The organism is Devosia sp. P2_G7 (assembly GCF_056403495.1).
Genome location: NZ_JBFUFI010000006.1, coordinates 157,164 through 178,363, shown reverse-complemented (window position 1 = coordinate 178,363; position 21,200 = coordinate 157,164). Strand labels below are relative to the sequence as shown.

Genomic DNA, 21,200 nt, shown 5'->3' with positions numbered 1-21,200 from the left:
TTACTGGAACACAGCGTCCGGATTGGTGAGGCTGTCCGACTGCTCGATGGTCACGGTGTCGCCCAGTTCCAGCAGCGCCACGGCGCGTTCGACACCGCGTGTCTGGGCGATCAGCCCGTCGATCGCGGCCTGCACCACGGCGTTGCCCTCAGTGTTCCCCTCGGCGATCATCTGGTCGTACTTCTCGACGGTGTCGCCGCGGGTCTTCATCGTTTCCATCTTGGCGACCGTGTCAGCCAGCAGCGCCTTGATCTCGGTATCGAGCGCCGCATCCTTGGCGGCGATCAGCTCCGAGATCGACGGGCCTTCGACCACCGAACCGTCAACCCGGGTGTACTTGCCGAGGTAGACGTTCTGGATGCCGATCGCGTCGTTGAGATGCGAGACATAAGTGTTGTCGGAGAAGCAGTCATGCTCCTCCTCGGGATCGTGCAGCAGCAGGCCGAGCTTCATGCGCTCGCCGGCCAATTCGCCGAACGACAGCGAGCCCATGCCGGTGAGAATGGTCGCCACGCCGGTCTCGGCAAGCGCGGTGCGAGCCGCCCCACCCTCCTGCCAGTTGGCCACCATTTCCTCGAGATCGGCGACCAGCAGGTCGGTCGCTGAATCGAGATACTGGCCGCGGCGCTTGGCATTGGTCTCGGTCGAATAGTCGGTGAACGGCCGCTCGCCGGCGCCGGCCTCGGTGCCGTGCAGGTCCTGGCCCCACAGCAGGAACTCGATAGCGTGATAGCCGGTCGCGACATTGCTCTCGATGCCGCCGGCTTCCTGCAGCGTATCCTGCAAGAATGCCGGAGTGATCTCGGCCGCATCGACTTCGGTGCCGTCGATAGTGATCTTGGAGTTCGCGATGATGTTGGCGGTGTAGAGACCGTTCTCGTCGCTCTCGGTGCCGTACGACGCATCGACATAGTCGATCAGGCCCTCATCGAGCGGCCAGGCATTCACCTTGCCCTCCCACTCGTCGACGATGGCGTTGCCAAAGCGGAACGCCTCGGTCTGCTGATACGACGGGCGCGATGCCTTCCAGGCTTCGCGCGCTGCGGTCAACGTTTCGTCGCTCGGGTTGGCGATCAGCGCGTCGGTCGCCGCATCCAGGGCCTTGGCGGTGGCGAGCGCGTCCTCGTAGGTGGCGAGCCCGATATCCGCATAGGTCTTGAGGATGGCATCGGCGGTGGGCTCGGCCGCCGACACGAGGTCGCTGCCCATGGCCGCGATGCCGATCGAAATGGCGAGCGTGCTGATCGTCTTCATTGGGGTTCTCCGGCGGGACGCCTAGCGTCCATTGGAGCGCGACCTATCAAAGTGGATTGCGTGGTTCAAGAAATATCGACCAAGGCTGGAACGGCTCTAAACTAGCCCTCCATCGCCCTCAGCGGTCCATCTCGACTCGTCCAAGTAAAACGGGCACTGTCACAATTGTCACAAATGACCTCGGGGGAAATCCGACGGGTGAATCGCCTGCGCTGCGGGACTTTCTTGCAGCCCTGGCAATACGGCGCCCTGTGCACGCCGCTCGTCGGTGTCACGCGCCTGTCACACGGCCAAAATAGGTGAAACGCGGCTTTTGGGGCTCCTCCCGAGTCAGGACAAGAAGCCAAATATTCCAGGGAGACGCAGAATGATCTTCAAGAACGCGCTCGTCGCATCGGTCTCGGTCGCGGCACTCGCCGCTTCGACCTTTTCCGTCTCGGCGCAGACCGACCTCACCGCCCTCTACGACGCCGCCAAGACCGAGGGCCAGCTCACCGTTATCGCGCTGCCCCACGACTGGTGCGGCTACGGTGCCGTCATCGAGGCCTTCAAGGCCAAGTACCCCGGCATCACCGTCAACGAACTGAACCCCGATGCGGGCTCGGCTGACGAAATCGAGGCCATCAAGGCCAACAAGGGCAACACCGGCCCGCAGGCTCCCGACGTGATCGACGTCGGCCTGAGCTTCGGCCCGTCCTCGAAGGCCGACGGCCTGGTGCAGGCCTACAAGGTCTCGACCTGGGACTCGATCCCGGACTCGGCCAAGGATGCCGACGGTTTCTGGACCGGCGACTACTACGGCGTGCTGTCGTTCCTTGTGAACACCGACCTCGTCGCCACTCCGCCGACCAGCTGGGCCGACCTCAAGAAGCCGGAATATGCCAACGCCTTCGCGCTCGCCGGTGATCCGCGCGCTGCCAACCAGGCGATCTCGGGCGTGCACGCCGCCGGCCTCGCAACTGGCGCCGCCGCCGGTGCCGATGCCGGCAAGGCCGGCCTCGCGTTCTTTGCCGACCTGAACAAAGCCGGCAACTTCGTGCCTGTGATCGGTAAGGCCGCCTCGGTGGCGCAGGGTACCACCCCGATCGTCGCCGCCTGGGACTACAACGCGCTTGCCTGGAAGGATGGCTTTGCCGGCAACCCCGCCGCGCAAGTGATCGTGCCCAGCGACGCAGTGGTCGCCGGTGTCTACATCCAGGCCATCTCGGCCTACGCTCCGCATCCCAATGCGGCCAAGCTCTGGATGGAGTACCTCTATTCGGACGAAGGCCAGCTCGGCTGGCTTGCGGGCTATTGCCACCCGATCCGCTTCAACGACATGGCGGCCCGCGGCGTGATCCCGGCCGACCTGCTCGCCAAGCTCCCGCCGGCGGATGCCTATGCCAAGGCCGTGTTCCCCACGCTCGACGAGCAGGGTGCCGCCAAGACGGAAATCACCGCTAACTGGGACAGCGTCGTCGGCGCGAACGTCGCAGAGTAATATGGCCAACGTCAGCTCTGCAGCTGACACCGCGACTGGCCCGGTTTCGACCGGGCCGGTTGTGCGCGTCGGCGGAAACCCGTTCCGGTTCATCACCAGTCTCCGCCCGGGCGACATCCTCGCCATCGCGCCGTTCATTCTGTTCGCCCTGCTGTTCCTGTTGATCCCGACGCTCGGCCTCGTGGTCGGCGCCTTCCAGGATCCGGCGGGCAATTTCACCCTGCAGAACGTCATCGATCTCGGCACGCCGCAAATCGTCGCCTCGTTCTGGATCTCGATCCGGGTCTCGGCTGCCTCGGCGCTGCTTGGCGCCGGCATCGGGCTGGTCATCGCGCTCGCCATCATCCGCGGTCGCCTGCCGCCGGCGATCCGGGCCACGGTGATGACCTTCTCCGGCGTCGCCTCCAACTTCGCCGGCATCCCGCTGGCCTTTGCCTTCCTCGCCACTCTCGGCCGGCTCGGGCTGGTCACGGTGTTGCTGAAGTTCGTCGGCTTCGATCTCTACAAGTCGGGCTTCAACGTGCTGAGTTTCTGGGGCCTCACGATCACCTACCTCTATTTCCAGATCCCGCTGATGATCCTGATCATCGCGCCGGCGATCGACGGGCTGAAGAAGGAATGGGGCGAGGCCGCCGCGACGCTCGGCGCCACTAACGGCCAGTTCTGGCGCTATATCGGGCTGCCGGTGCTGTGGCCGAACCTGCTCGGCACGCTGTCGCTGCTGTTTGCCAACGCCTTTGGCGCCATCGCCACCGCCTACGCGCTGACCGGCTCGTCGCTCAACATCGTGCCGATCCTGCTCTATGCGCAAATCCGCGGCGACGTACTGCACAATCCCGGCCTCGGCGCCGCGCTGGCGCTCGGCATGATCGTCATCACCGCCTTCGCCAACGTCATCTATCTTGTCATTCGCACTCGCGCGGAGAGGTGGCTCAAATGAAGTCGAGCAAGCTCTGGAGCTGGGTGATCTTCGGGCTCGGCGCGGCCTATTTCCTCGTGCCGCTGCTCGCCACCTTCGAGTTCTCGCTGCGCATCCGCCGCACTGGCTACACCTTCGATGCCTATACCTCGGTGTTCTCCGATGGCCGCTTCCAGGCCGCCTTCAGCTACTCGCTGATTGTCGGCGTCTGCGCCATCATCGTCGGCCTCCTGATCGTCGTGCCCGCCGCCTACTACGTGCGGCTGCGCGCCCCGCATTTGCGGCCGATCATCGAGTTCGTCACACTGCTGCCGCTGATCATCCCGGCCATCATTTTGGTGTTCGGCTACATCCGGATGTACAACACGTCGTCGGTCCTGCCGCTGCTCGGCACGAACCTCGGCACCGACATCCTGCTGACCCTCGCCTATGTCGCGCTGGCGCTGCCCTACATGTATCGTGCGGTCGACACGGGCCTGCGCACCATCGACGTGCAAACGCTCACGGAAGCGGCCAACATCCTGGGCGCCAACCAGGTGACCATCATCGCCCGGGTGATCTTTCCCAACATCATCGTCGCCGTACTGTCGGGCGCCTTCCTGACGCTCGCCATCGTCATCGGCGAGTTCACGATCGCGAGCCTGCTCAACCGGCAAGTGTTCGGCGTCTACATGCAGAACGTCGGCGCCAACCGGGCCTTCGAGCCCGCTGCGCTGGCAATCATCTCCTTCGTCATCACCTGGGGCGCCATGGGCATGATCCAGTTGCTCGCCCGCTTCGCCCCCAAAACCGCTCGTAGGGACTAGACCATGGCCGAGGAATTCCTTCGCATCGAAAAGCTGGTCAAGACCTTCTCCGGCAACGCCGTGGTCAAGAGCGTCGACCTCTCATTCGACAAGGGCGAGTTCGTCACCCTGCTTGGCCCGTCCGGCTGCGGCAAGACCACCATCCTCAGGATGATCGCCGGCTTCGAGCGGCCGGATTCGGGCCGCATCCTCGTCGAGGGCAAGGATATCTCCGGCCTGGCCCCGAACCAGCGCAAGATCGGCATGGTGTTCCAGGCCTACGCGCTGTTCCCCAACATGAACGTCGCCGACAATATCGGCTTCGGCCTGAAGATTGCCGCGATGCCCAAGCCGCAGCGCGAGGCGCGCGTCGAGGAGATGCTGAAGCTCATCGGCCTCGCCGGCTACGGCAAGCGCTATCCGTTCGAGCTCTCGGGCGGCCAGCAGCAACGCGTTGCGCTCGCCCGCGCCCTGGCGCCCAGTCCGCGCATGCTGCTGCTCGATGAGCCGCTCTCGGCGCTCGATGCCAAGATCCGCGTATCGCTGCGCGAGCAGATCCGCCAGATCCAGCGCGAACTCGGCATCACCACAGTGTTCGTGACGCATGATCAGGAAGAAGCACTGTCGATCTCCGACCGGATCGTCGTCCTCAACGCCGGCAATGTCGAGCAGTTCGGCAAGCCGTTCGACATCTACAACCGGCCACAGACCCGCTTCGTCGCGACCTTCGTCGGCACCCTCAATACCCTCAATGCCACCGTCGCCGACGCCGGCGCAAAGACTGTGACGCTCGGCGGCAACACCGTCACCATCCCTGCCCTGCCGGCCACTGCGCGTAACGGCGAGGCCATCGCGCTGACCATGCGCCCCGAAGCGGTGTCGCTGGCGAATGGCGTGGCACGCGACATCGTGCTCGACGGCAAGGTCTCGGAGGTCAGCTTCCTCGGCTCGGTGATCCGGCTGAAGGTCGATCTCGGCGACAATTCGGTGAGCCTCGACACCTTCAACGACCAACGCACACCCCCGCCGGCGCATGGCGCCCCGGTCCGCGTCGGCATCGCCTCCAGCGATGTGCTGGTGCTGGAGCGCTAGCCGAAACCGGACGAAGCTTTTAGGGTGCGCCGCCGAATAGCGGAGCACCCATGACCAACCCTCTCGTCACCACCGACTGGCTCGCCGAACACCTCGACGCCCCCAACGTCGTCCTCGTCGATGCCAGTTGGTACATGCCCGCGACGGGCCGCAAGGGCCATGCCGAATATCTCGAGAGCCATCTCCCCGGCGCGGTGTTCTTCGGCATCGACGACATCGCCGACAAGACCACCACGCTGCCCCACATGCTGCCGACACCCGAGGCCTTCGCCGAAGCCGTCGGCAAGCTGGGCATCGCCGATACCGATACGATCGTGGTCTATGACGAAGCCGGCATCTTCGCTTCCCCGCGCGTCTGGTGGAGCCTCCGCACCATGGGCGCCAAGGACGTGCGCGTGCTCGACGGCGGCGGCCTGAAATGGCGCGCCGAAGGCCGCCCCACCGCATCGGGCGAAGTGACGCGGGCGGCGCGTACGTTCGTCCCCAACTTCCAGCCCAACCAGGTGGAAGACTTCGACAGCGTCCTTAGCCTCACATCGTCGAAGGCCAAGACGATCGTCGACGCCCGCCCTGCCGAGCGCTTCCGTGGCGAAGTGCCCGAGCCTCGACCGGGGCTGGCTTCGGGGCATATTCCGGGCAGCCTCAGCGTGCCGTCCTCGGCGGTCACCGCCGACGGCAAGATGAAGTCGGCGGCCGAACTGAGCGCGCTGTTCGCTTCAGCCGGTGTCGACGTGACCAAACCCATCGTCACCAGCTGCGGCTCGGGGGTTACGGCGTCGACGGTAGCGCTGGCGCTAGCCATTGCCGGGGCGAAGGACGTCGCGGTGTATGATGGCTCGTGGACTGAGTGGGGCGGACGGGCGGATGCTCCGGTGGACAAGGGCTGAGGGTGACCGCTGCTCCGGCGCGAGTTGCCCCCACCGCCGCCAGTGGGAGCAACGCGCTCCGGCCTACTCCCGAGAAATCCGCCAACTCCGAACCTCGAACGGCCGCAGCTCCGCGCCCGGTCCCCGGTCCATCGGCTCCTCGAGGATGCTGAGGCTCTCACCCAAAGCCCACCCATCCGGCACGCTCAGCGCAAAATCGCCGCGGCGGCCCGACGGCTCATAGACGCGCAGCACCAGCCCGTTGCCGTCCTCGGCCGGCTTCAGCCCCGACAGCGCCGCCGCAATACCCTCCGCGCCAATCGGCTCGTAGTGCACCGACGCCACCCCACTCGCCGCCGCCGCCAGCAGCGGCTGGTTCAGGTCCTCGGCCTCCTCGCGCACCCGGCCCTCGTGCCAATCCCCGGCATGCGGATAGAGCGAATAGGTGAACCGCTGCCCGCCCTCGTCAGCGAGCGGATCGGGGTAAACCGGCGAGCGCACGAGGCTCAGCCCCAGCACGTTGCCCTTGGCGCTGTGCCCGTACTTGGCGTCGTTGAGCAGCGCCACGCCGAACCCCGGCTCGCTCATATCGAGGAAGCGATGCCCCGGCACTTCGAACTGCGCCTGATCCCACGACGTGTTGGTGTGCGTCGTACGCTGCACCACGCCATTGGCGTGCTCGAACGTCGCGTGCGTCGTCCGCACCGCCACCGGCGTCTGCGTCCGCAGCAGGCAATGCCGGTCGTGCCAGTCGATCTCGGTCAGGATGTCCAGCCGCACCCCATTGGCTTCGAGGATGTAGGTCTGCGTCACCGTCGAGGCGCGGAAGCGCCGCACGATGCGAACCGCCGCCCGCGCCGGCGTGTCCTCGACCACCTTGATGCTCTCGGGCCGGTTCAGCTCGATACCCTTCTTGGCGTAGTCCTCCTCAATGTCCCAGGCGTCCCAGTCGCGCGGCTTGTCGGCCGGATAGACCCAGAGCTGGTTGCCCCGCCCGGCCAGTGCCTCGCGCCCGGTCGCCTTGTGGATGAGGCTGGTGACCGAGCCATCGAGCCCGATGGTTGCGCGGATATGCGCGTTCTCGAGATGCCCCTCGCCTACCGACAGCCCCGGTAGCGGCTCGAGATCGGCGCGCGTGAACACCTTGATGCCGAGCGGTGCCATTACGTCGGTGCTCGAGTAGTGCGCGCCATCGCTCATCGTCACGCGCACCGGCCGGCGGCTGAGCGAGGGGTTGACCACCACCACTGCGTCCTCCACGTCGCCATCCGGGATCTTCGCGACGATCGCCGACATCGCCATCTGCTGGCGCGCCAGCGCCCGCCCGATGGCGTCGTTCAGCTCGCGCTCGGCGTCGTCATACACCTCGGCGATCGAGGAGCCCGGCAGGATGTCGTGGAACTCGTTCTTCAGCACCACGCGCCAGATATGCTCTAGGCTCTCCGGCTGCTCGCCACCCAGCAGCGCCGCCAGCGAGGCCAGCGTTTCCGCGGTGATCAGCGCGCGTTCCGCCTGGCGGTGCGCTTTCTTGGTGGCGCTCTGCGTGGTCAGCGTCGCCCGATGCAACTCGAGATAAATGTCGCCCTGCCACACCGGCAGCTGCGCCCTCTTCCCCGTCTCATGCGCCGCAGCGAAGAAGTCTTCGACCCGGCTCCAGCGCGCCTTCGGCAGCACGGGGAAATCCCGCAACTGCATCTCGCGCTCGACATATTCCGGCGTCACCCCGCCGCCGCCGTCGCCATAGCCCACCGCCAACAGCGAGGTCGGATGCGCCGACTTCTGCATGAAGTTGCGCCAGGTCTTCAAAATGCTCAGCGGGTTCACCGCCCCGTTGTAGCCGTGCCAGGGGTTGTTGAACGTGTGGGTCAGCACCCGCGAGCCGTCGATCCCCTCCCACCAGAAGAGGTCCGCCGGGATGGTGTTGGTATCGTTCCAGTTCACCTTGATGGTGAAGAACGAACTGATACCGCCTTGTTTGAGCAGCTGCGGTAGCCCGCCGGAGAAGCCGAAGCAGTCCGGCAGCCAGCACACCGTATGCCGCACCCCGAACTTCTGCTGGAAGTAGCGCTGCCCGTAGAGGATCTGCCGCGTCAGGCTCTCGCCCGTCGGCATGTTGGTGTCGGGCTCGACCCACATGCCGCCCACCGTCTCCCAGCCGCCGGCGCTGACCTTGGCCTTGATCTTCTGGAACAGCGCCGGATCGTCTTCCTCGATCTGCGCGTAGTAGTGCGCCGTCGACTGGTTGAAGCGGAAGCCGGATTGCGCCAGGTACTCGTTCGAGCCCTCCATCAGCGTCACCGCCGTGGAGAACGTCCGCCGCATCTTCCGCCGCGTCTCGGCATAGGGCCACAGCCAGGCGAGATCGATATGCGCATGCCCGGTGAGCGCGATCTCGCCCTGCTGCGGGAACCGCTCCTGCAGCTCGCGCAGCCTGCGGATCAGCTTGAGATCGGCCTTCACCACGCTCTGCCGCTGCTCATCGGTGAGCGGGGCTGGATTGTCCTTCAGCGGCGGCAACTGCCAGATCCGCTGCTGCCCCCGCTCCGCTGCGAAGCGCGAGACATAGTCCTGCGTCGCCGACGGCCACTCGAGCGCATAGAACGCCTCCTCGGCCGCCGCGACGAGATGCGGCACCACCTCGTGATCCCCGAGTTCCCCCGCTGCCTCATGCACCTGCAGCAGCCGCAGGCGCAGCGCATCCACCGCCCCATCGAGCCAATAGAGTTTCGCCTCGTTGAGGTGCGGCTTTCGCACCGGCTCGCCGAACGGCAACCGCGCCACCGCCTCCGCCTCGATGCGGAAGTTGTGGGCCCTGACCGGGAATTCCTTGTGATAAGGGTCGTTGCCGAAGCCGATATTCTCGTCCGCATAGATCAGCGTCGCCAGCGCCTCGCCACCGAGATCGAGGAACAGCCGCGCCTCACCAATCGGCCAGTTCGGCGGCACCGATACACCCACGGCAAAGCTCTGCACTCCGTCGCGACTCGGCCACGGCGCCCCGACCTCGATCGGCTTGCCGTTCAGCATCCAGCCGCTAACCGGAACGGTCTCGCGCTCCCGCCACCAGGTGAGCTCTTCCAGCCGCACCTTGATCCGGTCCAGCCGCTGCTCGATGGAGAGAGCCATGCGAATATCCTCTTTTGCAACGTTACAATGCGCGGCGGACAAAACCACAACTGCCCCCGCCTCGCTAGGGTCGGGACGCATTTTTGACGATGCGTCTCAACGGATCTTTATGGGTCAGTAGGTCTCGCGCAGATGGCTGAGCTTCAGCCCTTTAGCGAGGTCGTCCTTGCTCACCTTCGCCCCATGCCGCGGCGTGAAGCTCAGCTTTACTTCGCGGCCGGGGAGCAGGGTCACGGCGTTGTCGGAGAAGTAGCCCGGCACGTCCACCGTGGCGGTGACGAACACCGCCGGCTTGTCGGTGGTCAGCGTCAGCACCGGCGCCTTGTCGCCGCCCGACCAGCTTGCCTTTACCTTGGCTTCGGCGAGGTCGTAGGCCTTGTACGCTTTGGGGAAGTAGTCGTTCTCGCCCAGGAGCTTTCCGTCTTCGGCGGTCCAGGCGAAAAACAGGAACTCGTTCGGACCGAGGTCGCTGAGCTTCACCTTGGTCGCGACCACAGCCTTGTCGGGGTTGGTCTTCGCCTTCGCGGTAGCAATCACGCGGGCTTTGCCATTGGCATCCACCGCCTGGACTTCCACAGCGATTTCAGCCTTTTCGGCCGTATCGTTGATCGCTTTGAGGAGGATCGTGTCGCCGTCCGGCACCGCCACAACGTTGATGGGGTTGAAGAAGCGCTTCGCCATGTAGTGGAGCAGTTTCCACTGCCCGCCGTAGTCGAGGCTCGACCAGCTGGCGACCGGGTAGACGTCGTTGATCTGCCAATAGAGGGTGCCCATGCAGCGCGGCTTGGTGGAGCGCCAGTATTCGATGGCAGTCTTGATGGCGAGGCCCTGCTGCACCTGGCTCAGGAACACCATGTTCTCGAAGCCCGACGGGAAGCGGAAGTAGCGCGTCATCGTTTCGAGGATGCGCGAGTTGCCGCCGGTGTTGCGCTGGTGCGCCTCCATCACCGGCGAGGTCGGGTTGCGATCCTCGGTGTTGGTGAAGCTCTCGATGACGTTCATCGAGGTGAAGCTCTGGAAGCCGAACTCCGAGGCGAAGCGCGGGTTGACGTCGCGATAGGCCGAGAAGTCCTTGGCCGAGTGCCAGACGCTCCAGTAGTGCGTGTCGCCGCGCGTATCCATCAGCCAGCCGTCTGAATAGTCCATGTAGCCGAGCGACGGCGAGGACGGCCAGAAGCGGCGCGAGGGGTCCTCGTCCTCGACGATATAGCCGAGCATCGAGTTCAGCCGGTCGTAGTTGGCGACATAGCGCTCCGGCGCCGCCTTGGTCTCGGGGTACCAGTGGAGCGAGCCGATAACCTCGTTGTCGCCGCACCACAGCGCGATCGAGGCGTGGTGGCTGAGGCGGCGGATCTGCTGGGTGATCTCGGTGCGCACGTCGGCGAGGAAGGCGCGATCCGAGGGGTAGCTCATGCAGGCGAACATGAAGTCGTGCCAGATGAGGATGCCGAGCTCGTCGCACATCTCGTAGAAATAATCCGGCTCGTACTGCCCACCGCCCCAGATGCGCAGCATGTTCATGTTCACGGCCTTCGCGCTTTCGAGCAGGTCGCGAACGGTGTCGGGGGTGATGCGCGAGGGGATGGCGTCGGCGGGGATCCAGTTGGCGCCGAACATCGAGATATCGCGACCGTTGATCCGCACCTTGAAGCTGTGGTCGATCTCGTCCTTCTCGACCAGCCACTCGAGCTTCCTCAAGCCCAGCTTGCGCTTGGTCACCTCGCCGTCGAGCGTGGTCCAGAGTTCGTAGAGCGGCTGCTCGCCCTGCCCGTTCGGCCACCAGAGCTTTGGGTTCTTGATGGTGACGTTGTGGGTGAAGACGTTCTCGCCCGGCCCCACTACCACCTTGTCGGCGAGCTTCTGCCCGTCGACCTCGTGCGTCAGCTCGACCGAACCCTCGGCGAAGGCGAAAACGCGAGTCGTGATCGAGAGTTCGACGGATTTCTTGCCATGCGACTGCTCGACCGTGACGCTCTCCTGGCGGGCGAGGCGCGAGCGGCGGATCGCCATCTTGCCGTAGACGCCTGTCGGCATCAGGCAGATGCCCCAGTCCCAGCCGGCATGGCAGGCGGCCTTGCGCACGAAGTTCATGTGCACGCCTTCGAGGCCGTTCGACAGGTAGTTGTAGGTGAACGGGATCGGGAACGGATGGGCGTCGGAGCGCGCCTTCGCCACCTCACGGGTGACCGCGAACTCGATGCGCAGGGTGTTGGTGCCGATCTTCACCTTACCGGTGACGTCGATGTCGTAGCGGATGAACTGGTTCTGCGTCTCGGCGATCGGCTCACCGTTGAGGATCACCGTGGCGATGGTGTCGACGTTCTCGAGCGTCAGCGTCAGGTAGCCGTCGATATCGGCAGCCTCGGCATCGAACTTCCGCTCCACCGTCCATGGGGTCTTGTTGACCCACATGACGTCGACCTCGTTCTGGCCGAAATACGGATCGGGGATTTGTTTGGCGTCGAGCAGCGCGGTGTGCACGTCGCCGGGCAGCGTGATCGGCGCCTTGATCTTGGATTTTGGCGAGGTGAGTTGGAACTGGCCCGCGAGATTGAGTTCGCCATAGCCGGTTGCGGCCGAAACAGCCGCAGTCTTGGTCTTCGCCACTTGGGGATCCTCCGATCGATGCGCGGCCGCGAAATCGATTTCACCGCCAGCGGACGACTCTCTAGCCGCTACCATTCCAGCTGCCAATCCCTCCTCCGTAGCAGCCGCTATCGTCGACACTTGACACGTGACCATTTGGTCACCTATTGTTGTGACTGTGGATGCCGTCTTCAAAGCCCTGGCCGATCCGACCCGGCGACAACTTCTCGATAGTCTTCGGGACAAGGCCGGACAGACCCTTACCGAACTCGAACAGGGGCTCGGGATGACGCGGTTCGGGGTGATGAAGCACCTCAGGGTGCTCGAAGAGGCGAAGCTGGTGACGAGCCGCAAGGAGGGGCGGTTCAAGTATCACTACCTGAACGCCTCCCCTATCCAGGAAGTCGCCGATCGCTGGATCGCGCCGTACCAGAAACCGTTCGCGCGCTTCGCACTCGATTTGAAGAACCAGTTGGAGAGTTCAGTACCGATGGCCGACAAACCGAACTTCGTGCTCGAGACCTACATCCGGACGACACCGGAAGCGCTCTGGGATGCGCTCACCAAGCCCGAGTTGACCGCGCAATACTACTACGGCACGCGCATCGATGCCGACCTCAAGCGCGGCGGAGCGTTCCGCTACCTGGTTGGCGACGGCCAGGTGATGCTCGATGGGGAAGTGATCGAGATCGAGCCGCTCAAGAAGATCGTCTCGACCTTCATTCCGAGCTGGGCCGAGAACTCGCAGCCAACCGTCGTCACCTTCGCGATCGAGCCGATGGGCGAGGTCGTCAAGTTCACCATCACCCACCACGACTACGAGAAGGCCAATGCCGGCATCGATACCGGCTGGCCGGTGGTCGTCGCGGGTCTCAAGACGCTGCTCGAGACAGGCAAACCGCTGAACCTGCCGACCAGTATGTGACCGTAAGCAGCGGCAAACAGGGAAACAGAAAAATGGCGAAGTACATCCTGGGCTTTCACGGATCGCCCGCTTCCTCACCCGCAGACGTCGAAGACTCGATGGCCAAGTGGATCGCCTGGTACAAGGGCATGGGCGGCGCGGTCGCCGACATGGGCAACCCGGCCGGGCCGAGCAAGACCATCGGCGCCGATGGACGCGTCACCAGCACCAACGGCAACGCGCTGACCGGCTACTCCATCCTCGAAGCCAAGAGCCTCGACGACGCGATTTCGCTCGCGCGCGGCTGCCCGATCTATGCGGCCGGCGGCTCGGTCGAAGTCGCCGAACTGATGCCGATGTGAATAGGATGGGCGGCGTTCCGACGCCGCCCTCTCCACTCAGATGCTGATCGCGTTCGCTGCCGCGTAGGTTTCCTTCAGCATCACCTCGACGGGCAGCAGCGGCAGCAGCTTCATCATCAAGTTGCGCATGAAGATGCCGAAATTGCCCTTCGGCACGAAGCCGCCGACCGCCTTGTGAGCCAGCGACTGGCTGGCATCGACGAAGGGCTGGAGCTTCCGCTGATAGTTGGCGAATGCCGTCTCGTGATCATGGCGAGAGGCGTTCAACTCATGCGCCAGGATGTATGCGCCGACCACCGCCATGCCGGTGCCCATGCCCGATAGCGGCGAGGCGCAGTGCGCCGCGTCGCCGAGCAGCGCAACCCGGCCCTTCGACCAGCGCTCCATCACCACCTGGCTGATGGTATCGAAGTAGAAATCCGGCGCTACGTCCATGTCGGCGAGGATCTGCGGCACGTGCCAGCCCTGCCCAGCGAAGCGCTCGCGCACGAACCGCTTCTGCGCACCCACATCGCGATAGTCGTAATCGCCGAAATCGCCGTCGAAGAACATCAACGCCCGGGCTTCGCGGTTTTGCCGCGCGCTGTAGACGCCGGCAAGCGTCCCGGGGGCGCTGAACAGCCGGCCGGAATAATCGAGGCTCAGGCGGTTCGGCACGGTGAAGATCGAGGCATAGAGCCCAAGATCGCGCACGAACTGCTCCTCCGGCCCGAAGGCCAGCGCGCGCACGTTGGAGTGGAGACCGTCGGCGCCGATCACCAGGTCGAAGGTCCGGTGCATGCCGCTCTCGAAGCGGACCTCCACCCCATCGCCGAACTCGGCGAGCTCGGCGATCGAGTCGCCGAAGATGTACTCGGTGCCTGCCTTGGTAGCGTCGTAAAGGATCCGCGCCAGGTCGCCGCGCATGATCTCTAGTTCGCCGCTGAACGCCGCGGCGGGCATGGTCGCGACTTGCCGGTCGCGGCGATCGACATAGTACATGTCGCCCATGTTGGTCGCCTCGCCCCGCACCGCCTCGAGCAGGTCCATGCGGCGCAGCGCCTCCATCGAGGTGCCGCGGAAATCCACCGCGTAGCCGCCCTCGCGCAGCTTCTTGGAGCGCTCGACGATGGTCGGTTCGAAGCCGAAGCGGCTGAGCCAGAAGGCGAGGGAAGGGCCGGCGACGCTGGCGCCGGAAATCAGCACGGTACGGATCGGGTGGTGGGTCATCACGGCATCTCCTGTTGCGATGCCGATATTCATACGTATGTATAAAACGGTTGTCTAGATGAATTTCATACGACCGTATAGAACCGACTCGTCGAAGCCGTTAGGAAGGGTTATGGGACACAAGGAAGATCTGCTCGCCGGCGCCAAGAAGTGCCTCCGCGAGAAGGGCTACGCCAACACCACGGCGCGCGACATCGTCGCCGCCTCGGGCACCAACCTCGCCTCGATCGGCTATCATTTCGGCTCGAAGGACGCGCTGATGACCCAGGCGATCGTCGAGATGCTGGGCGAGTGGGGTGAGCATTTCGGCGCTGAGCCGGCCGCCTCGATCCCCGACTACGGCGAGCGCTTCGAAAAGCACTGGCGCGACCTCGCCGCGGCCGTCGCCAGCGACCGCCAGCTGTCGCTCGCCAGCTTCGAGAACGCCGCCACCGCCATGCGCATCCCCGAACTCGCCACCATCATCGCGAGCGGACAGGAGGATGCCCGCGCCGGTCTCGGCGACGATTTCGCCGCCACCGATGCTGATGCCGAAACCAAACGCGCCGTCGGTTCGCTGATGCTGGCGGTGACCACCGGTGTCATTGCCCAGTGGCTGGTCGACCCGGAGAGGTCCCCTACCCCCGACGACATCGTCAAAGCCTTCCACGCCATCGCCGATGCGTTCGGGCGGAAATAGCGGAGCCGACCGCAGTAGCCGCGCCATTCAGCCCCCACTACTCCCTCCCACCGGCGTCATCCCCGCGGAGGCGGAATCCAGTGGGATTTCTCAACGTTCACCTGCGACGCAGCATCCCACTAGGTTCCCGCCTTCGCGGGAATGACGGCGGAGGTGTATCCGCACCATCCCTACGCCCCGCACCACACCCCGCTTGACTCTCATGGCTAACACATGTAGCTATCATAGCTACACACGTTAGCCATTGAGGTTCTCTATGTCCGTCACCCCCGGTTTTCCGCCCAAGTCCGTGGTCACGCACCTTCGCATCGAAGGCTTCGTGGCACTCGCCGCCGCTGTCACCGCCTACTGGTTCCTCGGCGGCAACTGGTGGCTGTTCGCCATCCTGCTGCTCGCCCCGGACCTGTCGTTCTTCGGCCTCTATGCTGGTCCGAAGACCGGGGCGAAGATTTACAACCTGGCCCATACCTACGCGGTGCCCGCCGTGCTCGGCGCCATCGGCTGGTTCGGTGGCATCTTCTGGCTCACCGAACTGGCGTTGATCTGGGCCGCCCATATCGGCATGGACCGCGCTGTGGGTTACGGGTTCAAGTATCCCGGCTTCGACCACCACACGCATCTCGGCCTCATCGGCCCAGCCAGGAAGGCGCAAAAGCTTGCCGACGCCCGCTAAAACCTCGCCCAGAGAACTCGCCGCCATCGCCCTGACGCTGGTCGAGGCGTCGGGTCCGGAGGCACTGACCATGGGTGCCGTAGCACAGAGCGCGGGGGTGAAAGCCCCCTCGCTCTACAAGCATTTCGCCGACCGCGCAGCGATCCTGAAGGTCGTCGAGATCGAGATCCTCAACGGGCTAGAGGCCTATCTCCGTCGCGAAACCCAGGGCGACACACCCAAGGCGCGGCTCCTCGCCATGGCCACCGCCTATCGCCGCTTCGGCCTCACGACGCCCAACCGCTACAAGGCGATCTATAGCGGCAACGCCTTCAACGACCCGGAGATCCGCGCCGCCTGCCTGTTCTCGGCCCAGCCGCTGTTCGAGGAACTGAAGGCCGCCGGCATCGCCGAGGCGCGCATCCTGCCGCTGTCACGCACCCTGGTGGCGTTCCTCCACGGCTTTATCCTGATGGAGATCGGCAACGCCTTCAGCCTTGGCGGCAGCGTCGAGGAGGCGTTCACCTCGTCGCTGGAGACGATCTTGAAGGAGATCGGCTAGTCGCTGTCGAAATCGGGATCGCTCGTTCGTCGGGAACATAGGAGGCCAGTTCCGGCGTTCCACCGAAAAGGAGTGAAACCCATGTCTTCGAGCGTGCTCTACATGTCCATGTCCCTCGACGGCTTCATCGCCGGCCCCAACGAGCGCCCCGACAACGGCCTTGGCGACGGCGGCGACCGGCTGCACGAGTGGATATTCCCCGATGCCGAAGGCGGCGATTTCGACGCCGCCTTGGCCCGGTTGAGCGGGGTAAACCGGCAGGTCTGGGATGAGATGATGGCGACCGGCGCCGTGGTCGCCGGACGCGGCACGTTCGAGCCGGCCGGCGGTTGGAACGGCGACAATCACGGCGGGGCGCCCATCTACATCCTCAGCCGCCACGCTGCTCCCGACTGGGCAGCCAAGTGGCCGTTGGTCCACTACGTCGACGATCTCGCCTACGCCATGCGCGAGGCAAAAAAGGCTGCCGGCGGCAGGAACGTGCTGGTGCACGGCGCGAGCGTTGGCCCCATGGCGATCAAGGCCGGCTTGCTCGACGAACTGGAGATCCACCTGGTGCCGGTGCTGTTCGGCGACGGCCGGCGCCTGTTCGAGCATCTCGGCGCCGGGCAGCGCGAACTGGAACGTGTCCGGGTGCTCGAGGGCGACGGCGTCACGCACCTCCGCTACCGCATCCGGCGCTGAGGGCCCTTACTCCGCCGCCTTGAGATCCAGGAACCCGCCCGACTGCCGGGCCCACAGCGAAGCGTAGTGCCCGCCCGTCGCCAGCAGTTCGGCGTGCGTGCCCTGCTCGACGATCCGACCCTGCTCCAGCACGATCAGCCGGTCCATCTCGGCGATGGTCGAGAGCCGGTGCGCGATCGCCAGCACGGTCTTGCCGTCCATCAGCGTCTTCAGCTGACTCTGGATCGCCGCCTCGACTTCGCTGTCGAGCGCCGAGGTCGCCTCGTCGAGCACCAGGATCGGCGCATTCTTCAGCAGCACGCGGGCGATGGCGACGCGCTGGCGCTGCCCGCCGCTCAGCTTCACGCCGCGCTCCCCGACGAAGGCGTCGTAGGCGGTGCGGCCCTTCTGGTCGATCAGTTGCTCGATGAAATCGTCGGCCTCTGCCGATGCCGCCGCGGCGAACATCTCGTCGTCGGTGGCATCCGGCCGGCCATAGGTGAGGTTGGCGCGGATCGAGCGGTGCAGCAGCGAGGTGTCCTGCGTCACCACGCCGATATTGGCGCGCAGCGACTCCTGGGTGACGTGCGCGATGTCCTGCCCGTCGATGGAGATCGTGCCGCCCTGCACGTCGTAGAAGCGCAGCAGCAGGTTGACGATAGTGGATTTGCCCGCCCCGGAGCGGCCAATCAGCCCGACCCGTTCGCCCGCCTTGATCTCGAGTTGCAGGTCATCGATCACCGGCAAGGCGTTGTCGTACTTGAAGCTTACATGGTCGAACGAGATCGCAGCCTTGGTCACCACCAACGGCTTGGCATCAGCCGCATCGACCAGCCCCAGCGGCCGGGCGATCAGTTCGGCGGAGTTCTGCGCCGTGCCGTAATTGCGCATCAGGCCGTTGAGCTGGTTCATCAGCCGGCCGAGCAGGTTATAGAGCCTGAGGATCAGGCCAGTGGTGAAGGCGACGCCGCCGACGCTGATCAGCCCCTCGGTCCACAGGTGCACCGAGAGCGCCGCGATGCCGGCAATGGCGACACCCGAGAGCATGCCCATCGCTGTCCGCACGCCCACCAGCGTGCGCGCCAGCCTGGTCATCGCCGCGATGAAGGTCTCGAACCCGCCCTTGACGAAGTTGTCGTCGGTCTCGGCGGTGCCGAACAGTTTCAGCGTCTGGATGTTGGAGAAGCTGTCGACGATGCGCCCGGTCAGAACAGAGGCCTGCTCCGCCGCCCCGGCCGACAGCTTTCGCATGCGCGGCACGTAGTAGCGCGCCAGCCCCGCGAAGGCCGCCACCCAGAGCAGCACGGCCGCTGCCAGACGCCAATCGAGCTGGCCGACCAGCACGATAGTGGTCACGGTGTAGATGCCGATGAACCACACCACCTGCAGCAGGCTGACCATGAAGTCGCCGACAGCGCCGCCTGACTGCCAGACCTTCGATGCGATCGAGCCGGCGAAATCGTTCTGGAAGAAGGTCAGGTTCTGCCGGATCACATGCGCATAGGCCTGCCAGCGCACCAGGTTGTAGAAGCCGAGGTTGACCGTCTGTTCTTCGACCGTCGCCGACAGCCAGGTGATGACGAAGCGGATGCCCAGCGTCACCACCAGCATCCACACCAGCTCCGGCCCGAACCCGGCGATCAGCCCGGCCCAGCCTTCGGCCTGGTTGGAGCTATCGAGAATGTCGACGATGCGGCCGACGTAGTAGAACAGCGCCGCTTCGACCAGCGCCACCGCACCGCCGAGCACCAGCAGCGCCAGGAACGGCAGCTTTGCCTGCGAGATGTAGAACCAGAAGAACCGCCACGTCACCGCAGACGGCCGCAGGTCGCCGGACTTCCCGAATGGGTCGATCCAGTTTTCGAACAGCCGGTGAATGGGTTCGAGGGGCTTCATTGATGTTCTCGTTGAACACTCAATAGCTTGAATTCAAACGAAGGAAACATGAAATCGGGGTAAGGTGTCCCACACCGGCGGCCCCACACCGTCTCCCTCCCCCGTTGCGGGGAGGGATCAGGGGTGGGGGGCGCCACACGCTCGGTGCGCCCTGCTCCCCCCACCCTAGCTGCGCTACGAACTTGGCGAGCACCAAGTTCAGCTTCGCTACCCTCCCCGCGAGGGGGAGGGTGAGACGGTGCTTACTCCGCGGCTTCCGCCTCGGCCTTCATATCCAGGAACCCGCCGGACTGGCGTTCCCACAGCTGGGCGTAGTGCCCGCCACGGGCCAGCAGTTCGGCATGTGTGCCCTCTTCGACGATCTGGCCCTTTTCGAGCACCACCAGCCGATCCATCGCGGCGATGGTCGATAGGCGGTGGGCAATGGCGATCACCGTCTTGCCCGCCATCAGCGACACCAGTTGCTCCTGGATGGCCGCCTCGACTTCGCTATCGAGTGCCGAAGTCGCTTCGTCGAGCACCAGGATCGGGGCGTTCTTCAAGAGCACCCGGGCGATGGCGACGCGCTGGCGCTGCCCACCCGAGAGCTTGACGCCCCGCTCGCCGACATGGGCGTCATAGCCGGTGCGGTCGCGCGGGTCTTTCAACCCGGCAATCACGTCGGCCACCTTCGCCTGTTCGGCAGCGCGGATCATCTCCTCGTCGGTCGCACTCTGGCGGCCGTACTTGATGTTCTCGCGCACCGAGCGATGCAGCAGCGAGGTGTCCTGGCTGACGAGGCCGATCGCGGCGCGGACGCTCTCCTGCGTCACTTCGCGAACGTCCTGTCCGTCGATGCGGATGGTGCCGGCTTCCACGTCGAACAGACGCAGCAGCAGGTTCACCAGCGTCGACTTGCCGGCGCCTGAGCGGCCAACCAGACCCACCTTCTCGCCCGGCTTGATGTGGAGGTTGAAGTTCTCCATCACCGTGCCTTCCTTGCCGCGCCAGTAGTTGAAGCTGACGTTGTCGAAGGCGATGTCGCCGGCCTTCACCAGCAGCTTGGGCGCCGTCGGGCTGTCGATCATGGTGATCGGCTGCGCGATGGTGTCCATCGAGTCCTTCACGGTGCCGATCTGGCGGAAGATGTTGGAGCCGATCTCGAGGATCCAGCCCGACATGTTCATGATCTGCAGTGCGAAGGGGATGGCCGTCGCCACAGCCGCGGCGTTCAGCGTGCCCTGGTTCCAGCCGGTCAGCGCGATCCAGGTGATCGACACCACAAGGCCGGCGTTCAGGATGAACAGGATCGACCACATGTAGGTGAACACCCGCATGAGCTTCCTGAACTCGACCGTGTGCTCCAGCACCGAGTCCGACACGTACTTGTCCTCGTGCCCGTCGGTCGAGAACGTCTTCAGCGTGTGGATGTTGGTGTAGCTGTCGACGATACGCCCGGTCATCACCGACTTGGCCTCCGAGAGATCCTCGGAATGCTTGGCGATCAGCGGCATGGTGACCGTGAACAGGATGCCATAGAGCAGCATCCAGACCGCGATCGGCACCAGCAGCACCCAGTCGAGCCGGGCCAGCACGACGATCGCGACAACGACGAACACCGCCGCATACCAGGCCGCGTCGATCGCCAGGTTGACCGCCGTTTCGATCGCCTCGCCCGCCTGCATGATCTTGTTGGCGATGCGGCCGGCGAAGTCGTTCTGGAAGTAAGTCCAGCTCTGCCGGATGACGTGCCAGTGGCTCTGCCAGCGGACGACGTTGACGAGGCTGGGGACGATCGCGTGGTTACGGATCATCGTATCGATGACGAAGGTGATCGGCCGGATGAGCACGACAACCGCGATCATCCAGAGGAAGGTCTGCCAGTTGAGGGTGAACATTTCGCCCGGCGGCGTTGTCGCCAGCATGCCGACGATCAGGCCGACGAAGATCGGCATCATCGCGTCGGCGATGGAGCCGATGGCAACCAGCACCATGCGCAGCGCGAACGCCGCACGGAACTGGGCAACGAAGTAAGTAATGAATTGGCGCACGCCCTGCGGGGGCTGCGGATTTTTCGCCAGCGCTACCGGAGAGTAACGGGCATTGAACCAGTCGATGACTCGGTTGAGCATTTTGAACTCATTTTCCCGAGCCCGGTATCCGACTTACTGAGTCAGGTCAGGGCT

The 21,200-nt window shown here is 64.8% G+C and carries 17 protein-coding genes; 11 read left to right on the top strand and 6 right to left on the bottom strand.

Annotation, left to right across the window (positions count from 1 at the left end):
• A complete protein-coding gene (locus AC1DWU_RS12185; RefSeq protein ID WP_477150248.1) occupies positions 1 to 1,254 on the bottom strand; it encodes an imelysin family protein in 1,254 nt (417 codons plus the stop codon).
• A gap of 367 nt (positions 1,255 to 1,621) precedes the next feature.
• On the opposite strand from AC1DWU_RS12185, the gene AC1DWU_RS12180 reads away from it, so the two are divergent.
• From AC1DWU_RS12180 to sseA, 5 genes are read left to right on the top strand one after another with little or no spacing between them, the layout of a single operon-like run.
• The gene (locus tag AC1DWU_RS12180; RefSeq protein WP_477150247.1) at positions 1,622 to 2,734 is read left to right on the top strand and encodes an ABC transporter substrate-binding protein; all 1,113 of its coding nucleotides are present in this window, start codon (positions 1,622 to 1,624) and stop codon (positions 2,732 to 2,734) included.
• Between the two features lies 1 nt (position 2,735).
• On the top strand, positions 2,736 to 3,674 hold the full coding sequence (locus AC1DWU_RS12175; RefSeq protein ID WP_477150246.1) for an ABC transporter permease: 939 nt from the start codon (positions 2,736 to 2,738) through the stop codon (positions 3,672 to 3,674).
• On the top strand, positions 3,671 to 4,459 hold the full coding sequence (locus AC1DWU_RS12170; RefSeq protein ID WP_477150245.1) for an ABC transporter permease: 789 nt from the start codon (positions 3,671 to 3,673) through the stop codon (positions 4,457 to 4,459). The genes AC1DWU_RS12175 and AC1DWU_RS12170 overlap by 4 nt, the downstream gene beginning before the upstream one ends.
• 3 nt (positions 4,460 to 4,462) lie before the next feature.
• Positions 4,463 to 5,530 (top strand): ABC transporter ATP-binding protein, encoded by a 1,068-nt coding sequence (locus AC1DWU_RS12165; RefSeq protein WP_477150244.1) that lies wholly within the window; start codon positions 4,463 to 4,465, stop codon positions 5,528 to 5,530.
• Positions 5,531 to 5,580: 50 nt separating this feature from the next.
• The gene (gene sseA, locus AC1DWU_RS12160; RefSeq protein ID WP_477150243.1) at positions 5,581 to 6,417 is read left to right on the top strand and encodes a 3-mercaptopyruvate sulfurtransferase; all 837 of its coding nucleotides are present in this window, start codon (positions 5,581 to 5,583) and stop codon (positions 6,415 to 6,417) included.
• A gap of 63 nt (positions 6,418 to 6,480) precedes the next feature.
• Here the strand turns inward: sseA and AC1DWU_RS12155 are convergent, their stop codons facing one another.
• Positions 6,481 to 9,522, bottom strand: coding sequence for an alpha-mannosidase (locus AC1DWU_RS12155; protein WP_477150242.1), 3,042 nt, complete (start codon positions 9,520 to 9,522; stop codon positions 6,481 to 6,483).
• Between the two features lie 114 nt (positions 9,523 to 9,636).
• On the bottom strand, positions 9,637 to 12,129 hold the full coding sequence (locus AC1DWU_RS12150; protein WP_477150241.1) for a beta-mannosidase: 2,493 nt from the start codon (positions 12,127 to 12,129) through the stop codon (positions 9,637 to 9,639).
• 127 nt (positions 12,130 to 12,256) lie between these two features.
• Here AC1DWU_RS12150 and AC1DWU_RS12145 point away from each other — a divergent pair, with 127 nt between their 5' ends.
• A complete protein-coding gene (locus AC1DWU_RS12145; protein ID WP_477150240.1) occupies positions 12,257 to 13,033 on the top strand; it encodes an ArsR/SmtB family transcription factor in 777 nt (258 codons plus the stop codon).
• 32 nt (positions 13,034 to 13,065) lie between these two features.
• Positions 13,066 to 13,374, top strand: a complete 309-nt coding sequence (locus AC1DWU_RS12140) for a YciI family protein (RefSeq protein ID WP_477150239.1) — start codon at positions 13,066 to 13,068, stop codon at positions 13,372 to 13,374.
• Between the two features lie 36 nt (positions 13,375 to 13,410).
• Here the strand turns inward: AC1DWU_RS12140 and AC1DWU_RS12135 are convergent, their stop codons facing one another.
• Positions 13,411 to 14,583, bottom strand: a complete 1,173-nt coding sequence (locus AC1DWU_RS12135) for an FAD-dependent monooxygenase (protein WP_477150238.1) — start codon at positions 14,581 to 14,583, stop codon at positions 13,411 to 13,413.
• 112 nt (positions 14,584 to 14,695) lie between these two features.
• On the opposite strand from AC1DWU_RS12135, the gene AC1DWU_RS12130 reads away from it, so the two are divergent.
• From AC1DWU_RS12130 to AC1DWU_RS12115, 4 genes are all read left to right on the top strand, one after another.
• The gene (locus AC1DWU_RS12130) at positions 14,696 to 15,262 is read left to right on the top strand and encodes a TetR/AcrR family transcriptional regulator (RefSeq protein WP_477150237.1); all 567 of its coding nucleotides are present in this window, start codon (positions 14,696 to 14,698) and stop codon (positions 15,260 to 15,262) included.
• Between the two features lie 256 nt (positions 15,263 to 15,518).
• Positions 15,519 to 15,935: a DUF4260 domain-containing protein gene (locus AC1DWU_RS12125; RefSeq protein WP_477150236.1), complete on the top strand. Its 417-nt coding sequence runs from the start codon at positions 15,519 to 15,521 to the stop codon at positions 15,933 to 15,935.
• Positions 15,919 to 16,476, top strand: a complete 558-nt coding sequence (locus AC1DWU_RS12120; protein WP_477150235.1) for a TetR/AcrR family transcriptional regulator — start codon at positions 15,919 to 15,921, stop codon at positions 16,474 to 16,476. The genes AC1DWU_RS12125 and AC1DWU_RS12120 overlap by 17 nt, the downstream gene beginning before the upstream one ends.
• A gap of 81 nt (positions 16,477 to 16,557) precedes the next feature.
• Positions 16,558 to 17,160 (top strand): dihydrofolate reductase family protein, encoded by a 603-nt coding sequence (locus AC1DWU_RS12115; protein ID WP_477150234.1) that lies wholly within the window; start codon positions 16,558 to 16,560, stop codon positions 17,158 to 17,160.
• 6 nt (positions 17,161 to 17,166) lie between these two features.
• Here AC1DWU_RS12115 and AC1DWU_RS12110 read toward each other — a convergent pair whose 3' ends face one another.
• Together AC1DWU_RS12110 and AC1DWU_RS12105 are read right to left on the bottom strand one after the other, a co-directional pair.
• Complete coding sequence (locus AC1DWU_RS12110; protein WP_477150233.1) at positions 17,167 to 19,035, bottom strand: ABC transporter ATP-binding protein; 1,869 nt, start codon at positions 19,033 to 19,035, stop codon at positions 17,167 to 17,169.
• Positions 19,036 to 19,277: 242 nt separating this feature from the next.
• On the bottom strand, positions 19,278 to 21,146 hold the full coding sequence (locus tag AC1DWU_RS12105; protein ID WP_477150232.1) for an ABC transporter ATP-binding protein: 1,869 nt from the start codon (positions 21,144 to 21,146) through the stop codon (positions 19,278 to 19,280).
• Positions 21,147 to 21,200 lie beyond the last annotated feature (54 nt).